The organism is Pseudanabaena sp. PCC 6802, from assembly GCF_000332175.1.
Classification (GTDB): domain Bacteria; phylum Cyanobacteriota; class Cyanobacteriia; order Pseudanabaenales; family Pseudanabaenaceae; genus PCC-6802.
The window spans coordinates 1,429,041-1,447,376 of the sequence record NZ_KB235914.1 but is presented as its reverse complement, the minus strand read 5'-3'; the positions used below and the strand labels follow the sequence as shown (position 1 = coordinate 1,447,376).

The following is an 18,336-nucleotide window of genomic DNA, read 5'->3' as shown; positions in this document are numbered from 1 at the left end:
CTTAGTTATTGGTTACAGGCAACGTCTATGCATCGGCTTTCAGAGTGCCACTACGAAACATCCAGCTAACAACGCCCATGCCCACCGACTGCCGAGAGTTGAGCTATTATGATGCACAGGTTATCTACGGCAGGTGATGGGCAACGTTGGCTTTCAAGTTCTTCTTGAGAAGATAACAAACAATTTTCAACTAAAGAGTAGTTTAAAGGCAAGGTTTATGAAGGAGATACCCATGAATAAAGTTGCTGTTTTTGGTAATGCTGGAGGTGGGAAGTCTACTCTCAGTAAACGTTTAGCACAAATGACAGGTTTACCTATGGTCGCTTTAGACCTTCTGAAGTATAAACCCGGCGGTAGCGAAATTCCCTACGAAGAATATAAAGCCGCCCACGATCGACTTCTCCAACAAGACCAGTGGATAATTGATGGCTATGGATCGTGGGATACAGTATGGGAACGGCTGGAGGTTGCAGACACCTTGGTTTATCTGGATATGCCAGTTCTCCAGCACTATTGGTGGGTAACGAAGCGATTCCTGAAAGGCTGTCTAGTTCCACCAGAAAATTGGCCTGAGAATAGTCCGCTCTTGAGGGGGACGCTAAACAGTTATTACACGGTTTGGCTGTGCAATAAGAAGCTCACTCCAAAGTACCGAGAGTACGTGCATAAATCTAAGGAAAACAAGCGTGTTTATCATCTTCAGTCTCCTAAACACGTGAAAGAGTTCTATCGGGTTGTCGAACTAGAACTTGCAAAATAAAGGTTATTTGTGGTAGGCAGAACTGATTAAAGAGCAATATACCATCCTGAATCTACTCGCGAGGGTACCTGTCAGATCGGATTTTTGGGAAAGCGGTGCGTCTCCCCATAAACCCAATGCACCGGAACTTTAAAGTATCATGTTAGCAAGATGTTTTGAGTCCGGCGATCGCAAACGTTATCTAGCTAAAGTACAAAATGTAAAAGGGATTTGTTATGGCTGAAACAAGCCCCACACCTCTTGCGATCGCCGTCATTTGTATACTCCTGACCTACTCCCTGCATTCATCTTTAGGGGTTACACAATCTGTAGTATACTTTGGAGAGTTGGTATAAGAACTTTGGTGGGCTTGTTAACCCGTGAAACCTGAGCTTCATGAAACCATCTCACATCACTGGTTCAATTTTAGGTACTGCTATAGGGGACTCAATTGGGCTTCCTTATGAAGGCTTGTCTCGTCATCGTGCCTCTAAGTTGCTTGGATTTCCGAATCAGCATCGCTTACTCTTTGGATTTGGAATGATATCTGATGATACTGAGCATACTTGTATCGTTGCACAGTCACTTATTGCCTCTGGCGGTAATTTAGCTGAGTTTCAGAATCAATTAGCTCGGCGGCTCCGTTGGTGGCTTCTTGGTTTTCCAGCAGGAGTTGGGTTGGCGACCCTACGCTCTATCCTGAAGTTATGGTTCGGAGTTTCTCCCAACAAAAGTGGGGTTTTCTCTGCTGGAAATGGTCCTGCTATGCGTTCGGCAATTTTAGGTGTAGCTATCAGCGATCTTGATAGACTTCGAGAAGCAGTTCGGATTGCTTCAAGAATCACGCACACAGATCCCAAAGCAGAATATGGTGCTTTTGCGATCGCATTAGCAGCCAGAAATGCTTGTCAAACAATCGTATCGGGGGATGATTTTATGGCTCAACTAAACTCTTGTTTGGATAGCGATGCTAATCAATTAATTTCATTAATTAGCCAAGCAGTAGATAGTGTTAAGAAAGCTGAATCCACACCACAATTTGCAGCAGGATTGGGACTTTCTGGAGGTGTTTCTGGATACGTCTATCATTCTGTAGCCGTAGCTATCCATGCTTGGTTAAGTCATCAACATGACTACCAGGGAGCAATTATCGCAGCAGTTCAATGTGGCGGTGACACCGATTCAATTGCAGCGATGGTAGGTGGTATTGTCGGGGCATCAGTTGGTAAGGAAGGAATTCCGACAGAATGGCTGCATAGATTGCTGGAACCTTCTCGCTCAATCAAGTGGATGGAATGTTTGGCAAAGCAACTTGGTGCAAGCATTCAAACTGGTACGGCAAATCAGCCAATTCAACTATCAGTTCCCGGCCTATTGCTACGAAATGTACTTTTTCTTTTGGTAGTATTGAGTCATGGTTTTCGTCGATTGTTGCCCCCATATTAGCCTATCGCTGTAGCCGCAGGTTGGGGTGACGAAAGGAACCCAATATCTCAATCCCTATCAACTGGATCGAACATTAGTGACTATCTCTTCACGAGTGAAAGGCTTCGGCGCTTGTTGGGGTGGTACTGTAATTTTGCGCAGCACTGCTTCCCAAGGATTGCGCTGAACGAGATTAAGTTTTATGCCGTAATCCCAAGCTGCTTTTACCAGACCTATTCTTTCCTTACGTGAAGATTCTGAAAGTTGGAGGCTGTCTGAAAATTTTTGTCCAAATATCTCTGTCAACTCTACTGGTCAGGCTATCTTGTAGTCCCAGAGCCACACAGTGCCGTTTACAGTTATGTCGCCAGCGTAACCTCAGGACGCGATCGCTCAATGCTAACAATGCTCTTTTTGCCCATACGTTGGGTACGAAATACCGTACCCATAATCGTACCCGAAAACCCTTTAAAATGTGGCAACCCATAGCAAAACGTAGCAGTGCATTCTCAATAACGAAGTGCTAAGTCGGTTTCAGAAAGAGGTGGAAACGCTTTTCTGGAAAGGATTTGCAGTAATCGGGATGAAAGGATTTGAACCTTCGACCCCCTCGTCCCGAACGAGGTGCGCTACCAAGCTGCGCTACATCCCGGTGTAATAGAATTCAATCCTAGCAGGGTTTGCAAAAGTAATCAAACCATTACTGCGACCCACGCAAATTTTCAGGCTTAATTATTACTGGCCTATGGTAGAATAAAAGACCGTGTTTGAATTTTTGAATTTTAAAACCTTGAAATAGTCCTGCCATGAAAGTCCTAAGTTCGCTCAAGTCTGCAAAAACTCGCCACAAAGACTGTAAGGTGGTGCGCCGTCGTGGCAAGATTTATGTGATTTGCAAAAGCAATCCCAAATTCAAAGCTCGCCAGGGCTAGTTTTTACTAGCTCGATCGCGTCTCGCTTCAAGACATTTGCATAAGTAAAAGCCCAAACCATCGATTGCGATCTGTCCAGGTTTTAACTCTGGCTAGGCCAATATTTTCAAGGGTTTGGGTTAGTTTTTGGGTGTCAAATTTGCGCGAAATTTCGGTGCGGATTGTTTCATCTGGGGCGAAATTAATTGTTAGATCTAGCGATCGCAACTTCACAGACTGAGGTTTCAAACTGCGCAGGTGCATTTCGATCTGATGCTCGGAGAGGTTGTAAAATGCCTGGTGGTTGAACTGAGTCAGATCGAAGTCACCGTCAAATCTGTGATTTAAGTGGCGCAGCATATTCAAGTTAAATTGGGCAGTTACACCTCGATCGTCGTTATAGGCTGCTTCCAGTATTTCTATTGGTTTCTGTAAATCCACACCTAGCAAGAAATACTCGCCTTTGTTCAGAGTAGATGCAATTCTGTTGAAAAATAGATCGCACTCCCGATTGTTTAAGTTGCCGAGCGTACTGCCCAGAAAACAGATCGTCCGTGTGGGCAAATGCGGCAGGCTTAATCGTTCTAAGGCAAGTTCGTAGGTACCGACTAAACCGTGTACTTTAAGGGTTGGGTAATCATGCAGAAGATCGAGGGCACTGCTTTCCAAGATGCCCGTGCTGATGTCAATTGGAAGGTAGTGCAGGGGGTAACCCATCTCTGTATAGGCATCCAGCAAAATCCGCGTTTTAGTTGCGCTACCGCTACCTAACTCAACTAGTTCGCAAGGCCCCGTAATTTTGGCAATGTCGAGCGCACATGCTTGCAGAATTGAAGTCTCGGTACGGGTTAGATAATATTCCGGCAGTTGGCAAATCTGCTCGAATAGCTCGGAGCCGCGATCGTCATAAAAATACTTGGCAGGTAGGGTTTTAGGCTGCTGGCTCAAGCCACTTACTACATCAGCACCAGAGGTATAGACTGAGTCCGTTGCATTGACTAAACGCTCCAGAAAAAGGCGATCGCCCAGCATAGCTTTAGAAACCTCAGACTCAGCCTTAGAAATTGCCATAATTCTCCTCAATTGGTATAGCTTGTTATATTTTGGCAGTGTGAGGTTGGTGTACGAAACATCTCCAAAGAGAGAAATCTCAATTTCAGAAATCGATCCAACAGCTTAGGCATCCCTTGCACAGCGAAAACCAGCAAAAATCTGGCGTACGTGGGGGTAGTACCAATTGCGGAAGGAGACACGTAATGCCCAAGGGCGAGTGGCCCAGCTTCCCCCCTTAAGTACGTAATGGGAGCGATCGAAATAGGTACTGGAATAGCCAGGGTAAGGAAAACTGCTAAAAGCTGGATAGGGCTGAAACAAGCTGGCAGTCCATTCCCAAACATTACCGAGCATGTCATAGCAGCCATAGGCACTTTGCCCCAATGGGAAAGCATTGACAGGAGTGGTCATACCTTGGAACTGATTGTGGTTGCAATGGAGTTGCTCTGGGGATGAGTCTCCCCAGGGGTAGATTTGGCTGCGATGCATGTGGGGATTCCACCTGGCAGCCTTTTCCCATTCGGCTTCTGTGGGAAGCCTTTTGCCGCGAAACCGGGCGTAGGCATCTGCCTCATACCAGCTCGCGCCGCATACGGGATGCTCGTCTGTTACTGCCCAGGACTGCCAATATAGAGGCTGTGGGGATGGCATCTCAGTTCGGTAACTCTCTAACCATTGCCAACCTGCATCCGACCACCAACGTTGCTGCTTGTAGCCATCGGCATCGATAAATTCTTGGTAAGCGGCTCGCGTGACGGGATAGCGATCGAGCCAGTAGGTGGGTAAATCGACCTGATGCTCGCCTAGCTCGTTATCTAGGGCATCGATCGCGCTGTAACCCTGCACAAAACTCCCCGCCGGGATTTGCACCATTTCGGTTAAATCCGTATCTCTGTCACCGTTACCACTTGAGTTATTGCGCACAAGTAGAGCTGGAGGATGTCGATTATGACCCAGCATTTGGAGGACGATCGCGATCGTTTCGCAGTGTTGACTTTCGTGTTGGACAAGCCAGTACCATAATTTTTCCTGCGATCGCATTTCTCGATCGCTAATCTCTTCCAGGTAGCTGCATACATCTTGACGGATGCGCTTCAGGTAGTCGCATATTTCAGCATAGGTGGGTAGGTTAGTGCGCTCTCGCTTGGGTAAGCTGTCGGCGGCAAACAGGCGATCGTAGCTCGGTTCTATGGGGGCTAGTTTGGCGCATCGTCTTAGCAGCCACACCGACTCGGTGTAACCAATATGCCCGAAATGCCACCCTACAGGACTAAAGTCGGAATGGGCCTGGGTGCGGAATATCTCAGGGTCAAGCCCTGCGACCAAACTCAGGGTAGAGGAACGAGATTGCATGAGGCGCTGCAAAATCTGTTGCTTTTGCAAGGAAAGTGTGTAATTGCTAACCATTCACTTTTTCTATCGTCCAAGAATCAGCTTAAACCTAAAAGCCGCGATCTAATACCAATTTAAATTCTTGTGGTTACAGATGGGGGGTGGGGCGTTGCCACCACGCAGAGGTAGAACCCCTTCACCCCGTTCGATCTGTCGTGTTTACTGTTCAAATTGGTATAAGGTTATTTTTAGCAAATAACACTTTGCGTTAAATGAGAATTTCCTGAATCCAGGGTTAGATCTTGCTAGATTTTATTGACTCACCTTACGCGGAAGGACTTGAAACTATAGCCGTAGACAGATCTATTAGGACGGGGTGAAGGGGTTCCACCCCTTCACCCCGTCCTAAGCCTATTGGCTATAGCTAGCTAGCGAGGCGAAGCATCGTGCTGCCCTTCTCCCTCTACCGCGTACACACATCTCTAAAAAGACTGAAGATGCTGGATTCGATCCCCCAACCCCCTGAAAAAGGGGACTTTGAGCTTCAGAACCCCTCAAAATTGGGGGCAGGGGTCTAATCTAGCGATTTAGGAAACATTTCAAACCCCCTCTAGCGACTAACTGATACAAGTAAACTGGAGGGCTTACCCATGCTCCCTTCCAAATGGACTTTGCCATTGGCTGCCAGGTGTCGCAGAATGCGATAAATAGTTTCGGTGTCGCTAATGGCATCAATTTTTGCCGCCAGTTGGTAAATTGAAATTGGCTGGGCTTCCGTTGTTAAAGCCCGAACAACTCGCTTCTGCAACTCCAGCACCTGCGCCGCCGCTTTTTTACCTGCTTCCACGCCTGGTTGGTGGTAGGCATTAATATTCACTAGCGAAGCATAGAAACTCACGGCTCTTTCGTACAGAGCGATCAAAGCCCCCACAGTCACTCCTGAAACCGTAGGAATTGTTACCGTAATCGAGTCGCGTCCGTTGTCATACAGTGCCTGACGGGAACCCTGCAATAACCCTGACAGGTAATCGCCAGAGGTAACACCAGGTTCTAGCTCTGGATGGAAACTGTTATCAGTCGTATCGGCTAATACCTCAATAAATGTGAGGAAAAAGTTGGGTATGCCCTCGCGCAGTTGCTGCACGTAAGCGTGCTGATCGGTGGAGCCTTTATTGCCGTAGACGGCTATGCCTTGGTAGACAACGTTACCGTCCAGGTCTTTCTCTTTACCTAGCGATTCCATCACGAGCTGTTGCAGGTAACGGCTAAATAGCAAGAGCCGATCTTTGTATGGCAACACGACCATATCCTTTTCTCCCTTGCCATTGCCGGAGAAATACCATGACATCGCCAATAGCGCTGCTGGATTTTGTTTGAGGTCCTGTACGCGGGTTGCCTCGTCCATCATTCTTGCCCCTGCTAACATCCCGCGAATATCTATGCCTTCTAAAGCAGCAGGTAATAAGCCCACAGCAGATAATTCTGAGGTGCGTCCCCCTATCCAGTCGTGCATGGGGAAAACATCGAGCCATCCCTCTGACTTGGCTAGCTTTTCCAGTCCGCTACCTATCCCCGTCACTGCTACGGCATATTTAGCAAAATCCAGTCCAGCTTGCTTGTAGGCGTACTGGACTTCCTTCATGCCGTTGGCGGCTTCGGGCGTACCGCCTGATTTAGAAATTACGATCGCCAACGTCGTAGCAAGGCGATCGCCCAGTTGTCCTAGAACCAGATCGATCCCATCGGGATCGGTATTGTCAATAAAACTAATTTTGAGGGGTGGACGGGCACCTGCCAATGCCTGCGACACGAACTGCGGCCCTAGAGCCGAGCCGCCAATCCCAATTGAGAGGATATCCGTAAATTTGGGCCGATCGGGTGGGTGAATTGCCCCTGTATGGATCGCTTTAGCAAATGCTTCTACCCGTTCGATCGTTGTGATAATGTCCTGGCGCAACGTCTCTGCAGGAGCCAACTCGGGACGGCGCAACCAGTAATGCCCCACCATGCGCTGTTCGTCTGGGTTAGCGATCGCCCCTGCTTCTAAAGCTTGCATATCGGCGAACGCCCGCTCGAACTTTGACTTCATCATGGCGACAAAGGCATCTGTAAACCGCATGCGGCTGATATCGAGGTAAAAGCCTAACTCAGGGTGATAGTACAGCCAGTCTTGATAACGTTGCCACAACTCTGTAGCTGAATTCATCTTGATTTAGTCCTTAACATATAAAAACATTAGCCTGCGAGCGGTTCCTTTTACCAGATATTAACCAGATGTTAAGAACAGTTTGCATTTCCAGTTATTGCCTATAGTTGATGATATGGTGATCCTATAGATCGACCAGTAATTGAGCTTGCTAAAATCTCTTAAATCCTAAGAATTGTATAGTTGCAGACACTTCGGTTAATACAAAGGGTGTGTGGGGTACCCCACGCCAGGGTGACAACCCTGCAACCCACCCTCAGCCTTATGGCTACAGCTATTATCTTAGATTTTCCCACTGGTTGGTACCGCAAAGCGAGGTCAATATATGAAACTTGTAATCCAAGGCAAGAACATCGAAGTCACTGATGCTATTCGCGAGTACGTCAGTCAAAAAATTGACAAGGCCGTCAGCCATTTTAAATCGCTGACTACAGAAGTAGACGTACACCTGTCCGTTGCGCGTAATCCACGCATTACATCTAAACAAGCCGCAGAAGTAACCATCTATGCTAACGGTGCGGTAATTCGTGCGGAAGAAAAGAGCGAAAACCTCTACGCCAGTATAGATCTGGTCGCTGATAAAATTGCTCGTAAACTGCGTAAATTTAAAGAAAGGAAGAATAGTAAGACCGGCATTAAAACTGCTCTAGCTTTTGCAGAGACGGCTCCAGCATCTTTGCCTAAGGATAACCAGACCCTAGAATTGCCAGCTCAAGTTGTGCGGAACAAGTACTTCATCATGAACCCTATGACGATTGACGAGGCGGTCGAGCATCTCGATCTAGTCGATCATGACTTTTTCGTATTCCGCAACGTCAGTACCGGGGAAATCAATGTTGTTTACGAGCGCAATCACGGGGGCTACGGTGTAATTCAACCTCATGTAGCTAACGGCTCTGCTAGTAACCATTAGCTAAACTTAGTGTTGCAAGTCATAAATTTGGCAACGCGGAGGAGTAGGGGCTGCGCCCCCGGAAGGGGTTTAAAGCCCTTCACCCCCTTCAAAACCTTTGTTTCAGCATACTAGCTCAGATCGCCTCCGGCAAAGCTGGAGGCGATCTGAGTCAGTTGCAACAAACATTTTAGATTGCTTATTTGGATTGCTAGGGTCTGCCCAGGGCGATCGCTGCTTGTTTGGTATCCTGTGCTGCCTTTTGCCACAGCAATTCCAGCACTTTCTTGTGTTCCGAGGCGGGAACGTACTCCACCACTTCGCGTAGGGTTGCCCGTACTCGCGTCGCCACCCAGGGCTTGGGATAGCGGCGCAGCGCCTCGACTACAGATATGGGGGCAATGGTTTCAATCTTGCGCGGTTTGGGGTAACGAGCTAAGACTTCTGCCACGGAGGGCAATTTCTCATCGCACATAAAATCGGTGCGAGCATTGATGCAGTCACGCCAGAATTGTAGGGCGAGGGCGTGATTATCAATGGCCGACTGGAGAGATTTGACCGCATAGGAATCGGCAAAATTAGTTTTTGCAGATCGCTCTACCATAAACCTCGCCTTTCTAATCTCCTCGCTATACTCATAGGCAGTGCTGGGAAGATTAATGGGGGTTTTGACGGCTTGCACCGCCAGCAGTGCTTCCATATCGGCAGTGGCAAAGCTGCCCCGTTCGGGATCTTGATTGACAACGGGATTAACAAATTTTCCCTTTAAGGGAATAGCCTGGACTGGCTGACACAACGCTCCTGCCAGAATGGCGGTAAAAATACCAAATGATAGATTACGCATAGCAACTCCAAACACCTATCAAAATTTGCAAATTAATAAAAACTTAACACGAAAGAAAACTGGAAATCTTGCATTTTTCCGCACGATCTCAGAACTTCGTCCTTACCAGTATGCATATCTCAATGCGATCGCCAGTTTCAAATTCTCGTTTTATAGCTATAGCGTTGTTCAATCGAAGATTATTATCTCAACAAGGAAATGGATGAAGGCAAGCAGTCTCCTTTAATCGCATTCGAGCTGGCGACTATCGCATTGAGATAGAAGTTACTAAAGATGGTGCTACTTGAGCGCCTAAGGATTAGGGCGATCGCGACGAAACAGGAAAATCATTAAACCAACTAGAGCGAGTTGAAGCACGAGATTGCTCAGGTTGGTGTTAGTATCACCTTTACCTGCCAGCAGCGCTGTCAAAAACACAAACGCACCGATGCCACCCCAAGCCGCTAAGGTAACGTAGATAAATTTCCGCAGTCCCCGATATGGTGCTTGTGCTTCCGCTTTGAGGCGAGCGTATTTTTGCGGATCGCTGTGCTTGAGTTGTTCTGCGATCGTTTTCTGCCTGCCATTCTGCTCAAAACTTGGGTCAGTCATTTTGATATTTGCCACACTAGCATCAATTTTCAATCTTACACTCTGTTAGGAAATGATATCTCAAGTACAACACATCCGATATCGGTTTTAAAGGGGCCATGCACCTCATCAGGGGGTCTGCTGGCATAGTGTCCGGTTTCTAGCCACAAATCGAACGCTCGATCGTACAAACGACCGCTCACGATCAAAATCTCTTCGGGATAGGCATGACTTTTGCCACCACAGGGAGTTGTATCCGCACCTGGGTAAAATCGAGTTAAACGAGTATATTCACCCGTCTCCTCGTCAATACTGAGGGTTAGTTCTTCAGCAATACCCTCAAGTCCTTGGATGGGATGCCATTTATTTCTATTGGCCGGACTCAATGGGTTCCAATATGTTGCTGTTGTTTTTGCCACAAAATTTTATCCCATGTCATTTCATATCATTGCTGTTGGCTAATGGCGGTAACCCAGCCTGACTGAGTAACGATCGCAGGTCGGCCATGACTTCAGATTGGGAAGCACTGCGATCGCTGAATTGATTAACCGTTGCGGCAACGGCATCGTACCACATGCCTGCTTGGGCGTACAGAAAAGCGCGATCGCGATTGGAAGTAGCAGTGCTTAGACGCGATCGCAATGCTTCAGGTAGAGGTACCTTACGCATCCAACTAATATAAGGTGGTGCGGCAGAAGGCGATACCGGGTTGCAAATCAACCGTATAGACCATTTATATTCTCGCCCCTCTACTAAATGGGGCGAATTTTCAGGTAGGGAAATTGTAGCGATCCCAGCCTTTTGTACTTCTATTTTTTGCTTCCATAGCGGTGTCGGCACGCCTTCTTCCACTAGAGCAAACTCCACAGGTACGTCGGGCACTCTGGAGATATACCAAGCAAGCGTGGGGCGATCTGATGCGGTTGTACCAACGCGATCTCTGGGGGCTAACAGATAGAGCGAGAGATGGGATAGATTATCGCAGCCCCGCGAAGCATTGCTAGTGGTTCGCCTGGGCGAGCCGTTATTTGGGGGTATGTAGGTGATGCGGCGCGAAGATGCTAGAGCAGGAGAACTGAGTAAGTTAGTAAGAACTGGCAGATTTGGAAAGTCCTGATGGGATATCTGCGGTGCAGAGAATTGGAGAAATAGCAGCGAACTGGCTCCAGCAATTGGAGCGACTAACTGAGTCATTAACTTATAGGAGCAGAGGCTCTGGAATGACTTCTGAGATATTCGTCGATTTGCGAACATAGGTGGGAACCCTTCTTGTAACTTTTAGCGTAGCTAAACGGCTGTTAGGTTGCTTTTACTCTACGTTTTCAATTGCATAACAGTCTCTTCCCAACCGCTTAGCTTGATAAAGCAAGCGATCGGCCTCAGCAATTAGCTCTGTAGGAGATTTATGAAACTGAGGAATAGTCACGGCCACCCCCAAGCTCATTGTGACATATTTGCTCGCTGAAGTTTCATGGGGAATTGCCAAAACTTTAAGCTCCTTTCTAATGTCCTCTACAATCTTTATTGCCCCGTTCATGTCCGTATAGGGCAGCACGATCGCAAATTCCTCGCCACCGTAGCGTGCAGCTAAGTCTGTAGGTCGATACAATACGCCTGCGATCGCAAGGGCAACTCGTTTCAAACATAAGTCCCCAGCCTGGTGACCGTAGTTATCGTTATAGGCTTTGAAGCGATCGATATCGCCAAGAATTAATGCCAGCGATCGCCCGCCTCCTTCTCGCAATAGACGCAGCCATTCTTGATTCAGGTACTCGTCAAAGCGGCGGCGGTTGGCTAATTCCGTCAGGCTATCAACGGTTGCCAGTGCTTGCAATTGTCGATTGCGATGGTGTAGGGATTGGTTTTTGTAAGCCATGACTACGATCGCGGCACCAGCTAAAGTCATACTAGTGGGTACAATTGGGAGCCACCACCCTGCGACAAAGGCAAGATAGCAAACGGTCGTTAAACCAGCTCCAGCAAACGAGATGACAGTCGCGATCGCAAATGGCGATCGCAAAGTCCAACTTAAGGCAGCGCCACCAATCGCCCAACCCCAAATCCATACCCATTCCAGCCATTCGTCCCAGTAGTTAATAGCACTACGTCCATCGAGGGCTGCGCTGATAATCTGGCTGGTTAAGTTTGCCTGGGTTTCTACCCCGGTCATGTGTTCTGGCATGTAAGCGCCTGAATTTATGCTATAGGGTGTGAAGATAACATCCTTTACGCTAGTAGCATTGCTACCGATTAAAACAACGCGATCGCGGATGAGGTGGGCGGCAACCTGGTTCTCCAGGATTTGTGTGAGCGATACGGTTGTAAAACTACGGGCGGGGCCGCGCCAATTGATGAGAATTTGGTAACCACCATCATCGGCCTCGACATAGCCACCATCATAGGTTTTAAATTGCCGAAACGTGGCTTTACCCAGCTTTAGCTGATGGTTTACTCCTGCCTCCGGTTCGATGTTACGCGCTGCTAAATAAATTAGAGCTAAGCGAAGACCCAGGCTTTCATGAAATGTACCGTCGGCATCGGTAAGATAAAGCAAGCCTCGCCTCAGCTTACCATCAGGATCGAGGACGGCATCCGCTAAACCTACCTTACCCTGCTGTTTTAAAAGCGGCGGCGGCGCGACAGTAGCACTATAAGTGTCGCCCACCTTCTTCTCTACACCAATTAGATTAGGCGTATTTTGGAATATGCGCTGCAGTTCGGCATAACCCGGCTCGACGGGGAGATCGCGAAAGAGATCCAGTCCGATCGCTTTGGGTTGGGCTTGCTCGATCTTTGCGATCGCCTGGGCTAAGACGGCATCGGATACCGGCCATCTGCCTATTTTGCGCAGATCGGCTTCATTAATGCCCACAATCAGAATGCGATCGTCTTTGGTTTCTGGGGGACGCAGTGTCATAAAGCGATCGAACATACCTAATTCCCACACTTGCAGCCAGCCCAACAAACGCAGCACCAGAATCGAGACTGTGACACCAGTAGCAGCCAGTAAAACTGGCAGCCATCTCGCCATCGTCTGCCTAATTGCGCGTGCCATACTCGATGCGTTTTTTACCTGCCAATGCTTCTTGATGAATTCCCAATCCCAGAAATTGAAGGAGACAGATTTTTTAAAGTTACCCAGAATTGGCGGGCGATCTCCCTACAGCCAGCTTCCAATTAGAATAAACGGCGACCAGATGGCAGGATGATTGTAGTCGCGATCGCTAATTAATTTCATCTGCGCTCTTCTCAGGGCTTCGGCTTTAGTGATGTTAGCATGGCGAAACTGCTGATAAAATTCGGCAATTAGCGGCACCGTAGACTCATCGTTGATAAACCATAGGGTGGCGATCGCGCTGACCGCACCAGAGCGCACTGCTATGCCTGCCATGCCCAACGTGGAGCGATTATCTCCTGTGGCTGTCTGGCAGGCACTGAGGGTCAGCAACTCGATCGCCTGTTTATATTTACGCGCGCCGATCAGCTTATCGAGTTCGACAATGTTAATGCGCGTGTTGTTCCCTCCCACCAGAAACGTGTCGGCGGGACTGGCACCAAACTTACCGTGAGTGGCAATATGGAGAATGCGGTAGTCTTCATTGCGTAAATGTTGAGTCAGACGTTCCAGGGTGAATTCTGTATCTATGAATGCGGTACCGCCCATAATTTGTTGAACCTGACTGGTTTCCATTGCTACATTTGGCAGGGCGGCAAAGGGCGGACTGGCGGCAGTGACACCTAGAATCAAGGCACGGCTTTGGGCGCGATCGCGATCCGAAGTCGGTGCAGTCAAAGCGGTCAACTCTAAGCTAGGAGTGGTTGCGATCGCGTACTTTTCGATCGAGAATTTCTGACCGTCATGCAGAGCGGACATGGGTAACTTGCGCAGATCCCCATCCTGGATAAATACGAGCGTGTCCGGTTTAATTGCGGCCAGATCTGTCTCTAGAGGACGGATCAGCAGATCGTATACTTGCTGGGCGACTGGCAAATACTCTTCCGTTGCCTGATTCTCTAGAAGTTGCCGCAATCGATCTACTTGCGATCGCAGATCGCGGGCGGCAATTTTAACGGTGTAGCGCTTCAATCGATCGGTACCTGGCGATCGCAAAACTAGCACGGTATGCCGATCCAGGACAATAGAATAAATAATGGCAGTTTTAGGATCGCGCAACGGGTTGCTAGCCTTTGCCCTATCTCTCGCTACTTGCACGCATTCATCGCCAAAGAAATTTTGCAGTTCCGCTAGCTTCAATAACTCCAAAGTATTCAACGCTTCGTTAATCCTGTTTGGATTGGGTGCGATGCTGCTGGGAACTTCCGAGAGGAGCAGATCGATTAGCTCCCGATAAACTGGCTCCACGGAGTCGCGAAAGTTAAACTGTTGCTCTCGATCGGCGGAAATCAGATCGCTGCGAATAGTTTGCAAGGTCGCGATCGCGCCGCGATAGGCAGAGATCGCCGCCTCTAATTCGTTGGTGTTTTTGAGGATGCGTCCCGCCTGCCACTGCCAGCGATAGAGGCTATCGCTGGCATTTACCACTTGGGCGATATTCTGGGCTTGCCGCGTTAGATCTAAAGCGCGATCGTACTGTTGCAGGGTTTCGTAAACATGTCCCAGAGAGCCGAGCGCGAAAGACTCCGCACGTTTGTGTTCTATGCTTCTGGCGGTGGCGATCGCCTGAGTAAGGTACTGGATGCTCGAATTGGGATTTTGCTGTTGCAATTCCATCGCCAGCCTGGTCAGGATAAAAGCTTTATCCTGAGAATCGGGCAGGGCTTGTACGATTGACAAAATGCGATCGCGATTGGTTTGGATGGCAACGCGATCGGGATTAGCAGTGCGAGTCAAGAGTTGATTGAGATCTAGCAAAGCTTGGACTTCCGGCATACCACCAATTTGGTGACTTAGCTGCACGCTGGCTTGGTAATCCTGCCGTGCTGCCCGTTCGTCATCTTCAGCCAGTTGACGAAATCGTTGGTGAGATTTGGTTTCCCCAGCTAGATCGGCAGCTTCTGCTCGCCAGCGATAGCGCTCAGCCCTTCTAAAATACGTATTACCGCGATTGTTTAAAGCTGCGATCGCATAGGTTGGATCGCTAAGTTGACGGGCAATTTGCAAGCTGGCGGTATGAGCATCTAAAGCATTGGCAGGAATATTATTACTGCCGCGATCGCCAATACGATCGTCATCGCGATCGCTACCATCATATTGCCCCAATCGCCAGTAAGCATTACCCAGAACTCCCAAACCAGCCGCTTCTAGTTTGCGATCCTGTATCCGTTGCGCGATCGCGATCGCCTCCTGCACGAATGCAATGCCATTGCGATCCTGTCCCAAATCGCTATACATCTGAGCTTGCTCGATTAATGCGGCAGCAAGCAAAGTATCTCTAGTGGGTCGTGCAAAATTATCGGCGCGATAGATTGCGATCGCCTGCTGCCACTGGGCGATCGCTAGTTCCGTTTGACCGATCTGGCGATATGCCTGGGCCAGATTATTGTGAATGTCTGCTTTATCTTTAACTGTTAGAGGCAGGGCTAGTGCTTGTTCCCACCGAGCGATCGCCGCCTTGTATTTCCCCATCCGATAGAGCTTTATCCCCTGTGCTAGTAAATTTTGGGACGATGGGGATCTGGGGGAGATAGATATCGGCTGCGCCAAGACCTGCCCGTAGTGTTCGTTTTGTTTGTTGCTTGCCAGATGATCGATCGCAGCATCGATTAAATTGTCAAACTTAACGCACAGAAGCAACCCGATCGCAAAGATTAAAACGAAGGAACAAACCTGGCGGCAGAGTTTGGTTAGCATAAGCAAGTCATTCTCAGAGACGAGTGCAAATTACGTTAGCACTAGAATCAAGTGTTACAGAAAACGCAACGATCGCCCTAAAACAAATAGCAAGTTTATATACTGATCGAACACGTTATCTACCTAACGCACTATGCTTTTACATAGAAAAGATGCTAGAGACGATCAGATTCTATTCCTACTTGCCTTTCTCTGCCTGGGCATAGGTACAAGAGATTGGACGCTTCATCCCGAAACAATTGCCGCTACGTTCATTACCTGCTGGCTAACGCAATGGCTGGCCCAATTAGGTCTGCAAGCGATGCAGTGGCGAACTTCAGTTGCTAATAGCAAGACACCTTGGACGAAGGTACTCCCCCAAAAATTCCATTGGCAGTTTTGGCAGTTTAATTGGCGTAGCGCTACGATTACTGCCTTGGGCTTGAGTTTACTACTGCGATCGCCCCATCCCCAAACCATGATGCTGGCTGCCTGTTTGGCGATCTTAAGCAAGTTTATCTTTACCGCCAATGGCAAACACTGGTTTAATCCAGGCAATTTTGGCATTATTGCCGCGCTGTGTCTGACCAATGATGCTTGGGTCTCGCCAGGACAATGGGGTGACGAAATTTGGTACGTCCTGCTTTTTGCTGGAGCCGGTGGCTTAGTTCTCAAGCGGGTCGGTCGCTGGGATACTTCGGTCGCATTCCTGGGGACATTTGCTCTGCTGGAAACGATCCGCAATCTCTATCTGGGTTGGACTTGGGATGTCCTGGCACATCGACTGATGAGCGGTTCCCTGTTGCTGTTCGCCCTGTTTATGATTACCGATCCGCGCTCGATTCCCAACGCTCGAACGGCAAGATTAATTTGGGCAGCAGCGATCGCTATTCTCACATTTATCCTCAGTAATTTCTTCTTTATTACTACAGCGATGTTCTGGGCATTATTTATGCTCTCGCCGTTGACCATCTGGCTCGATCGCATCTGGGCGGAAAGGCGTTTCACATGGGAAATGTCTGCCGATCGGAACTTTTCACCTCCATTATCGCGTTTAGGCGGGCAGGTATAACTATGAAATCATCAAGAACTTTAACAAGAACTTTAACTAGTATTGTCCTGGCGATCGCGCTCGTCCTGACCTTGGCGCTGCCAGCATCCGCGTTCTGCGGTTTCTACGTTGCTAAAGCCGACTCGAAGCTCTACAACCAGGCATCGCAGGTAGCGATCGCCCGCGATGGCGATCGCACGATTCTGACTATGGCGAACGACTATCAGGGCGATGTGAAAGACTTTGCGATCGTGGTGCCCGTTCCCACCATACTCAAAAAAGAACAGGTACGGGTGGGAGATGCAAAAATCCTGAAGCGCCTCGATGACTTCAGCGCGCCGCGACTAGTGGAATATTACGATTCCGATCCCTGTGTGGTAGAGATGTACGATCGGCTCAATGAAGCTATTCCACGCCCAGTAGCACCAGCCACTACAGGTAGAGCTAGAGATGAGAGGAAGCTAGGTGTAACTATCGAAGAGAGATTTACTGTAGGAGAATATGACATTCTCATTCTCAGTGCCAAGGAATCCGATGGTCTGGAAACCTGGCTGACGGAGAACGGTTATCGCATTCCCGCAGGAGCTAGCGAACTGCTCCAACCCTATATCCGTCAAAACATGAAATTCTTTGTGGCGAAGGTGAATCTCAAGGAATTCGATAAAACTGGTTCGCAGTTGCTGCGTCCTCTGATGATGGCGTACGAGTCGCCTCGATTCATGCTACCGATTCGCTTGGGTATGGTCAACGCCAATGCTGCCCAGGACTTGATTGTCTACCTGCTTTCCCCGAAGGGACAGGTGGAAGTAGCGAACTATCGCACGGTTAAGGTTCCCTCCGGCGACGAGATTCCCGTATTTGTCAAAAACGAATTCGGCGACTTCTACAAGGCCATGTTCAAGACTGCCTACGATCGCGAAGACAGAAAAGTCGCATTTATGGAATATGCCTGGGATATGAGTAGCTGCGACCCCTGCTCTGCCGATCCCCTGACACCAGAGGAGTTGCGCCAAGCTGGCGTATTCTGGTTAGACTCTGGCGCTCCTGCTGGATTAACCGTACCGTTCCGTCGCCGTCGTCCCTTTCCCAATCCCCAATTTAGTGGCGGTGTATTTATTACGCGCTTGCATATTCGTTACACCCGCGATCGCTTCCCCGAGGATTTGATTTTCAAATCTACTTCCAATCGCGAGCAGTTCCAAGGGCGGTACGTGATGCGTCACGCCTTCAAGGGTGAAGCAAGCTGCGAAGCTGGGAAAGAATATAAGCGATCTTTACCAAAGCGCTTCGAGCGGGAGGCTCAGACCCTAGCCACGCTCACGGGTTGGAATATCCAGGATATCCGCCGTAAAATAGGCGTGACTGCGACAACCATTCCAAACACGCCATTTTGGCGCAATATTTGGCGCTAAGGAGATATCCACTAGAAACATACCCATACTTGTAGGGGCAGCGCCCCCGTGCCTGCCCCAAACCTAGGGGATAATCTGGTTAGCCCTAGGGAGACGATCCCTATAGATAT

At 48.7% G+C, this 18,336-nt stretch carries 15 protein-coding genes and 1 tRNA gene; 6 read left to right on the top strand and 10 right to left on the bottom strand.

Annotation, left to right across the window (positions count from 1 at the left end):
• Nucleotides 1-232: 232 nt before the first annotated feature.
• Nucleotides 233-760 (top strand): P-loop NTPase family protein, encoded by a 528-nt coding sequence (locus tag PSE6802_RS0111935; protein ID WP_026103250.1) that lies wholly within the window; start codon nt 233-235, stop codon nt 758-760.
• 375 nt (nt 761-1,135) lie between these two features.
• Complete coding sequence (locus PSE6802_RS0111930) at nt 1,136-2,185, top strand: ADP-ribosylglycohydrolase family protein (RefSeq protein WP_019500290.1); 1,050 nt, start codon at nt 1,136-1,138, stop codon at nt 2,183-2,185.
• Between the two features lie 557 nt (nt 2,186-2,742).
• Here the strand turns inward: PSE6802_RS0111930 and PSE6802_RS0111925 are convergent.
• Nucleotides 2,743-2,816: transfer RNA gene (locus tag PSE6802_RS0111925), tRNA-Pro, on the bottom strand.
• Between the two features lie 154 nt (nt 2,817-2,970).
• On the opposite strand from PSE6802_RS0111925, the gene ykgO reads away from it, so the two are divergent.
• A complete protein-coding gene (ykgO, locus tag PSE6802_RS31935; protein WP_071592284.1) occupies nt 2,971-3,096 on the top strand; it encodes a type B 50S ribosomal protein L36 in 126 nt (41 codons plus the stop codon).
• A gap of 27 nt (nt 3,097-3,123) precedes the next feature.
• On the opposite strand, the gene egtD is transcribed toward ykgO, so the two are convergent.
• The 3 genes from egtD to PSE6802_RS0111910 form a co-directional block, all read right to left on the bottom strand.
• The gene (gene egtD / locus PSE6802_RS0111920; RefSeq protein WP_019500289.1) at nt 3,124-4,146 is read right to left on the bottom strand and encodes an L-histidine N(alpha)-methyltransferase; all 1,023 of its coding nucleotides are present in this window, start codon (nt 4,144-4,146) and stop codon (nt 3,124-3,126) included.
• Between the two features lie 105 nt (nt 4,147-4,251).
• Nucleotides 4,252-5,535 (bottom strand): DinB family protein, encoded by a 1,284-nt coding sequence (locus PSE6802_RS0111915; RefSeq protein ID WP_019500288.1) that lies wholly within the window; start codon nt 5,533-5,535, stop codon nt 4,252-4,254.
• A gap of 535 nt (nt 5,536-6,070) precedes the next feature.
• Complete coding sequence (locus PSE6802_RS0111910; protein ID WP_019500287.1) at nt 6,071-7,666, bottom strand: glucose-6-phosphate isomerase; 1,596 nt, start codon at nt 7,664-7,666, stop codon at nt 6,071-6,073.
• 325 nt (nt 7,667-7,991) lie between these two features.
• Between PSE6802_RS0111910 and hpf the strand changes: the two genes are divergently transcribed.
• On the top strand, nt 7,992-8,579 hold the full coding sequence (gene hpf / locus PSE6802_RS0111905; protein WP_019500286.1) for a ribosome hibernation-promoting factor, HPF/YfiA family: 588 nt from the start codon (nt 7,992-7,994) through the stop codon (nt 8,577-8,579).
• Between the two features lie 190 nt (nt 8,580-8,769).
• On the opposite strand, the gene PSE6802_RS0111900 is transcribed toward hpf, so the two are convergent.
• The 6 genes from PSE6802_RS0111900 to PSE6802_RS0111875 form a co-directional block, all read right to left on the bottom strand.
• Nucleotides 8,770-9,402, bottom strand: coding sequence for a hypothetical protein (locus PSE6802_RS0111900; protein WP_019500285.1), 633 nt, complete (start codon nt 9,400-9,402; stop codon nt 8,770-8,772).
• Nucleotides 9,403-9,693: 291 nt separating this feature from the next.
• Nucleotides 9,694-9,993 carry a DUF3493 domain-containing protein gene (locus tag PSE6802_RS0111895; RefSeq protein ID WP_019500284.1) on the bottom strand — a complete coding sequence of 100 codons (300 nt, stop codon included), beginning with the start codon at nt 9,991-9,993 and terminating at the stop codon, nt 9,694-9,696.
• 35 nt (nt 9,994-10,028) lie between these two features.
• Nucleotides 10,029-10,391, bottom strand: a complete 363-nt coding sequence (locus tag PSE6802_RS0111890; RefSeq protein WP_019500283.1) for a cupin domain-containing protein — start codon at nt 10,389-10,391, stop codon at nt 10,029-10,031.
• 16 nt (nt 10,392-10,407) lie between these two features.
• Nucleotides 10,408-11,166 (bottom strand): DUF928 domain-containing protein, encoded by a 759-nt coding sequence (locus tag PSE6802_RS0111885; RefSeq protein WP_019500282.1) that lies wholly within the window; start codon nt 11,164-11,166, stop codon nt 10,408-10,410.
• 115 nt (nt 11,167-11,281) lie between these two features.
• On the bottom strand, nt 11,282-13,027 hold the full coding sequence (locus tag PSE6802_RS0111880) for a CHASE2 domain-containing protein (RefSeq protein ID WP_019500281.1): 1,746 nt from the start codon (nt 13,025-13,027) through the stop codon (nt 11,282-11,284).
• A gap of 105 nt (nt 13,028-13,132) precedes the next feature.
• Nucleotides 13,133-15,784 carry a CHAT domain-containing protein gene (locus PSE6802_RS0111875; protein WP_019500280.1) on the bottom strand — a complete coding sequence of 884 codons (2,652 nt, stop codon included), beginning with the start codon at nt 15,782-15,784 and terminating at the stop codon, nt 13,133-13,135.
• Between the two features lie 133 nt (nt 15,785-15,917).
• Here PSE6802_RS0111875 and PSE6802_RS0111870 point away from each other — a divergent pair, with 133 nt between their 5' ends.
• Together PSE6802_RS0111870 and PSE6802_RS0111865 are read left to right on the top strand one after the other, a co-directional pair.
• A complete protein-coding gene (locus PSE6802_RS0111870) occupies nt 15,918-16,835 on the top strand; it encodes an RnfABCDGE type electron transport complex subunit D (RefSeq protein WP_019500279.1) in 918 nt (305 codons plus the stop codon).
• Between the two features lie 2 nt (nt 16,836-16,837).
• Entirely contained in the window at nt 16,838-18,226 is a 1,389-nt protein-coding gene (locus PSE6802_RS0111865) for a DUF2330 domain-containing protein (protein WP_019500278.1), read from the top strand.
• The last annotated feature ends 110 nt before the right edge of the window (nt 18,227-18,336 follow it).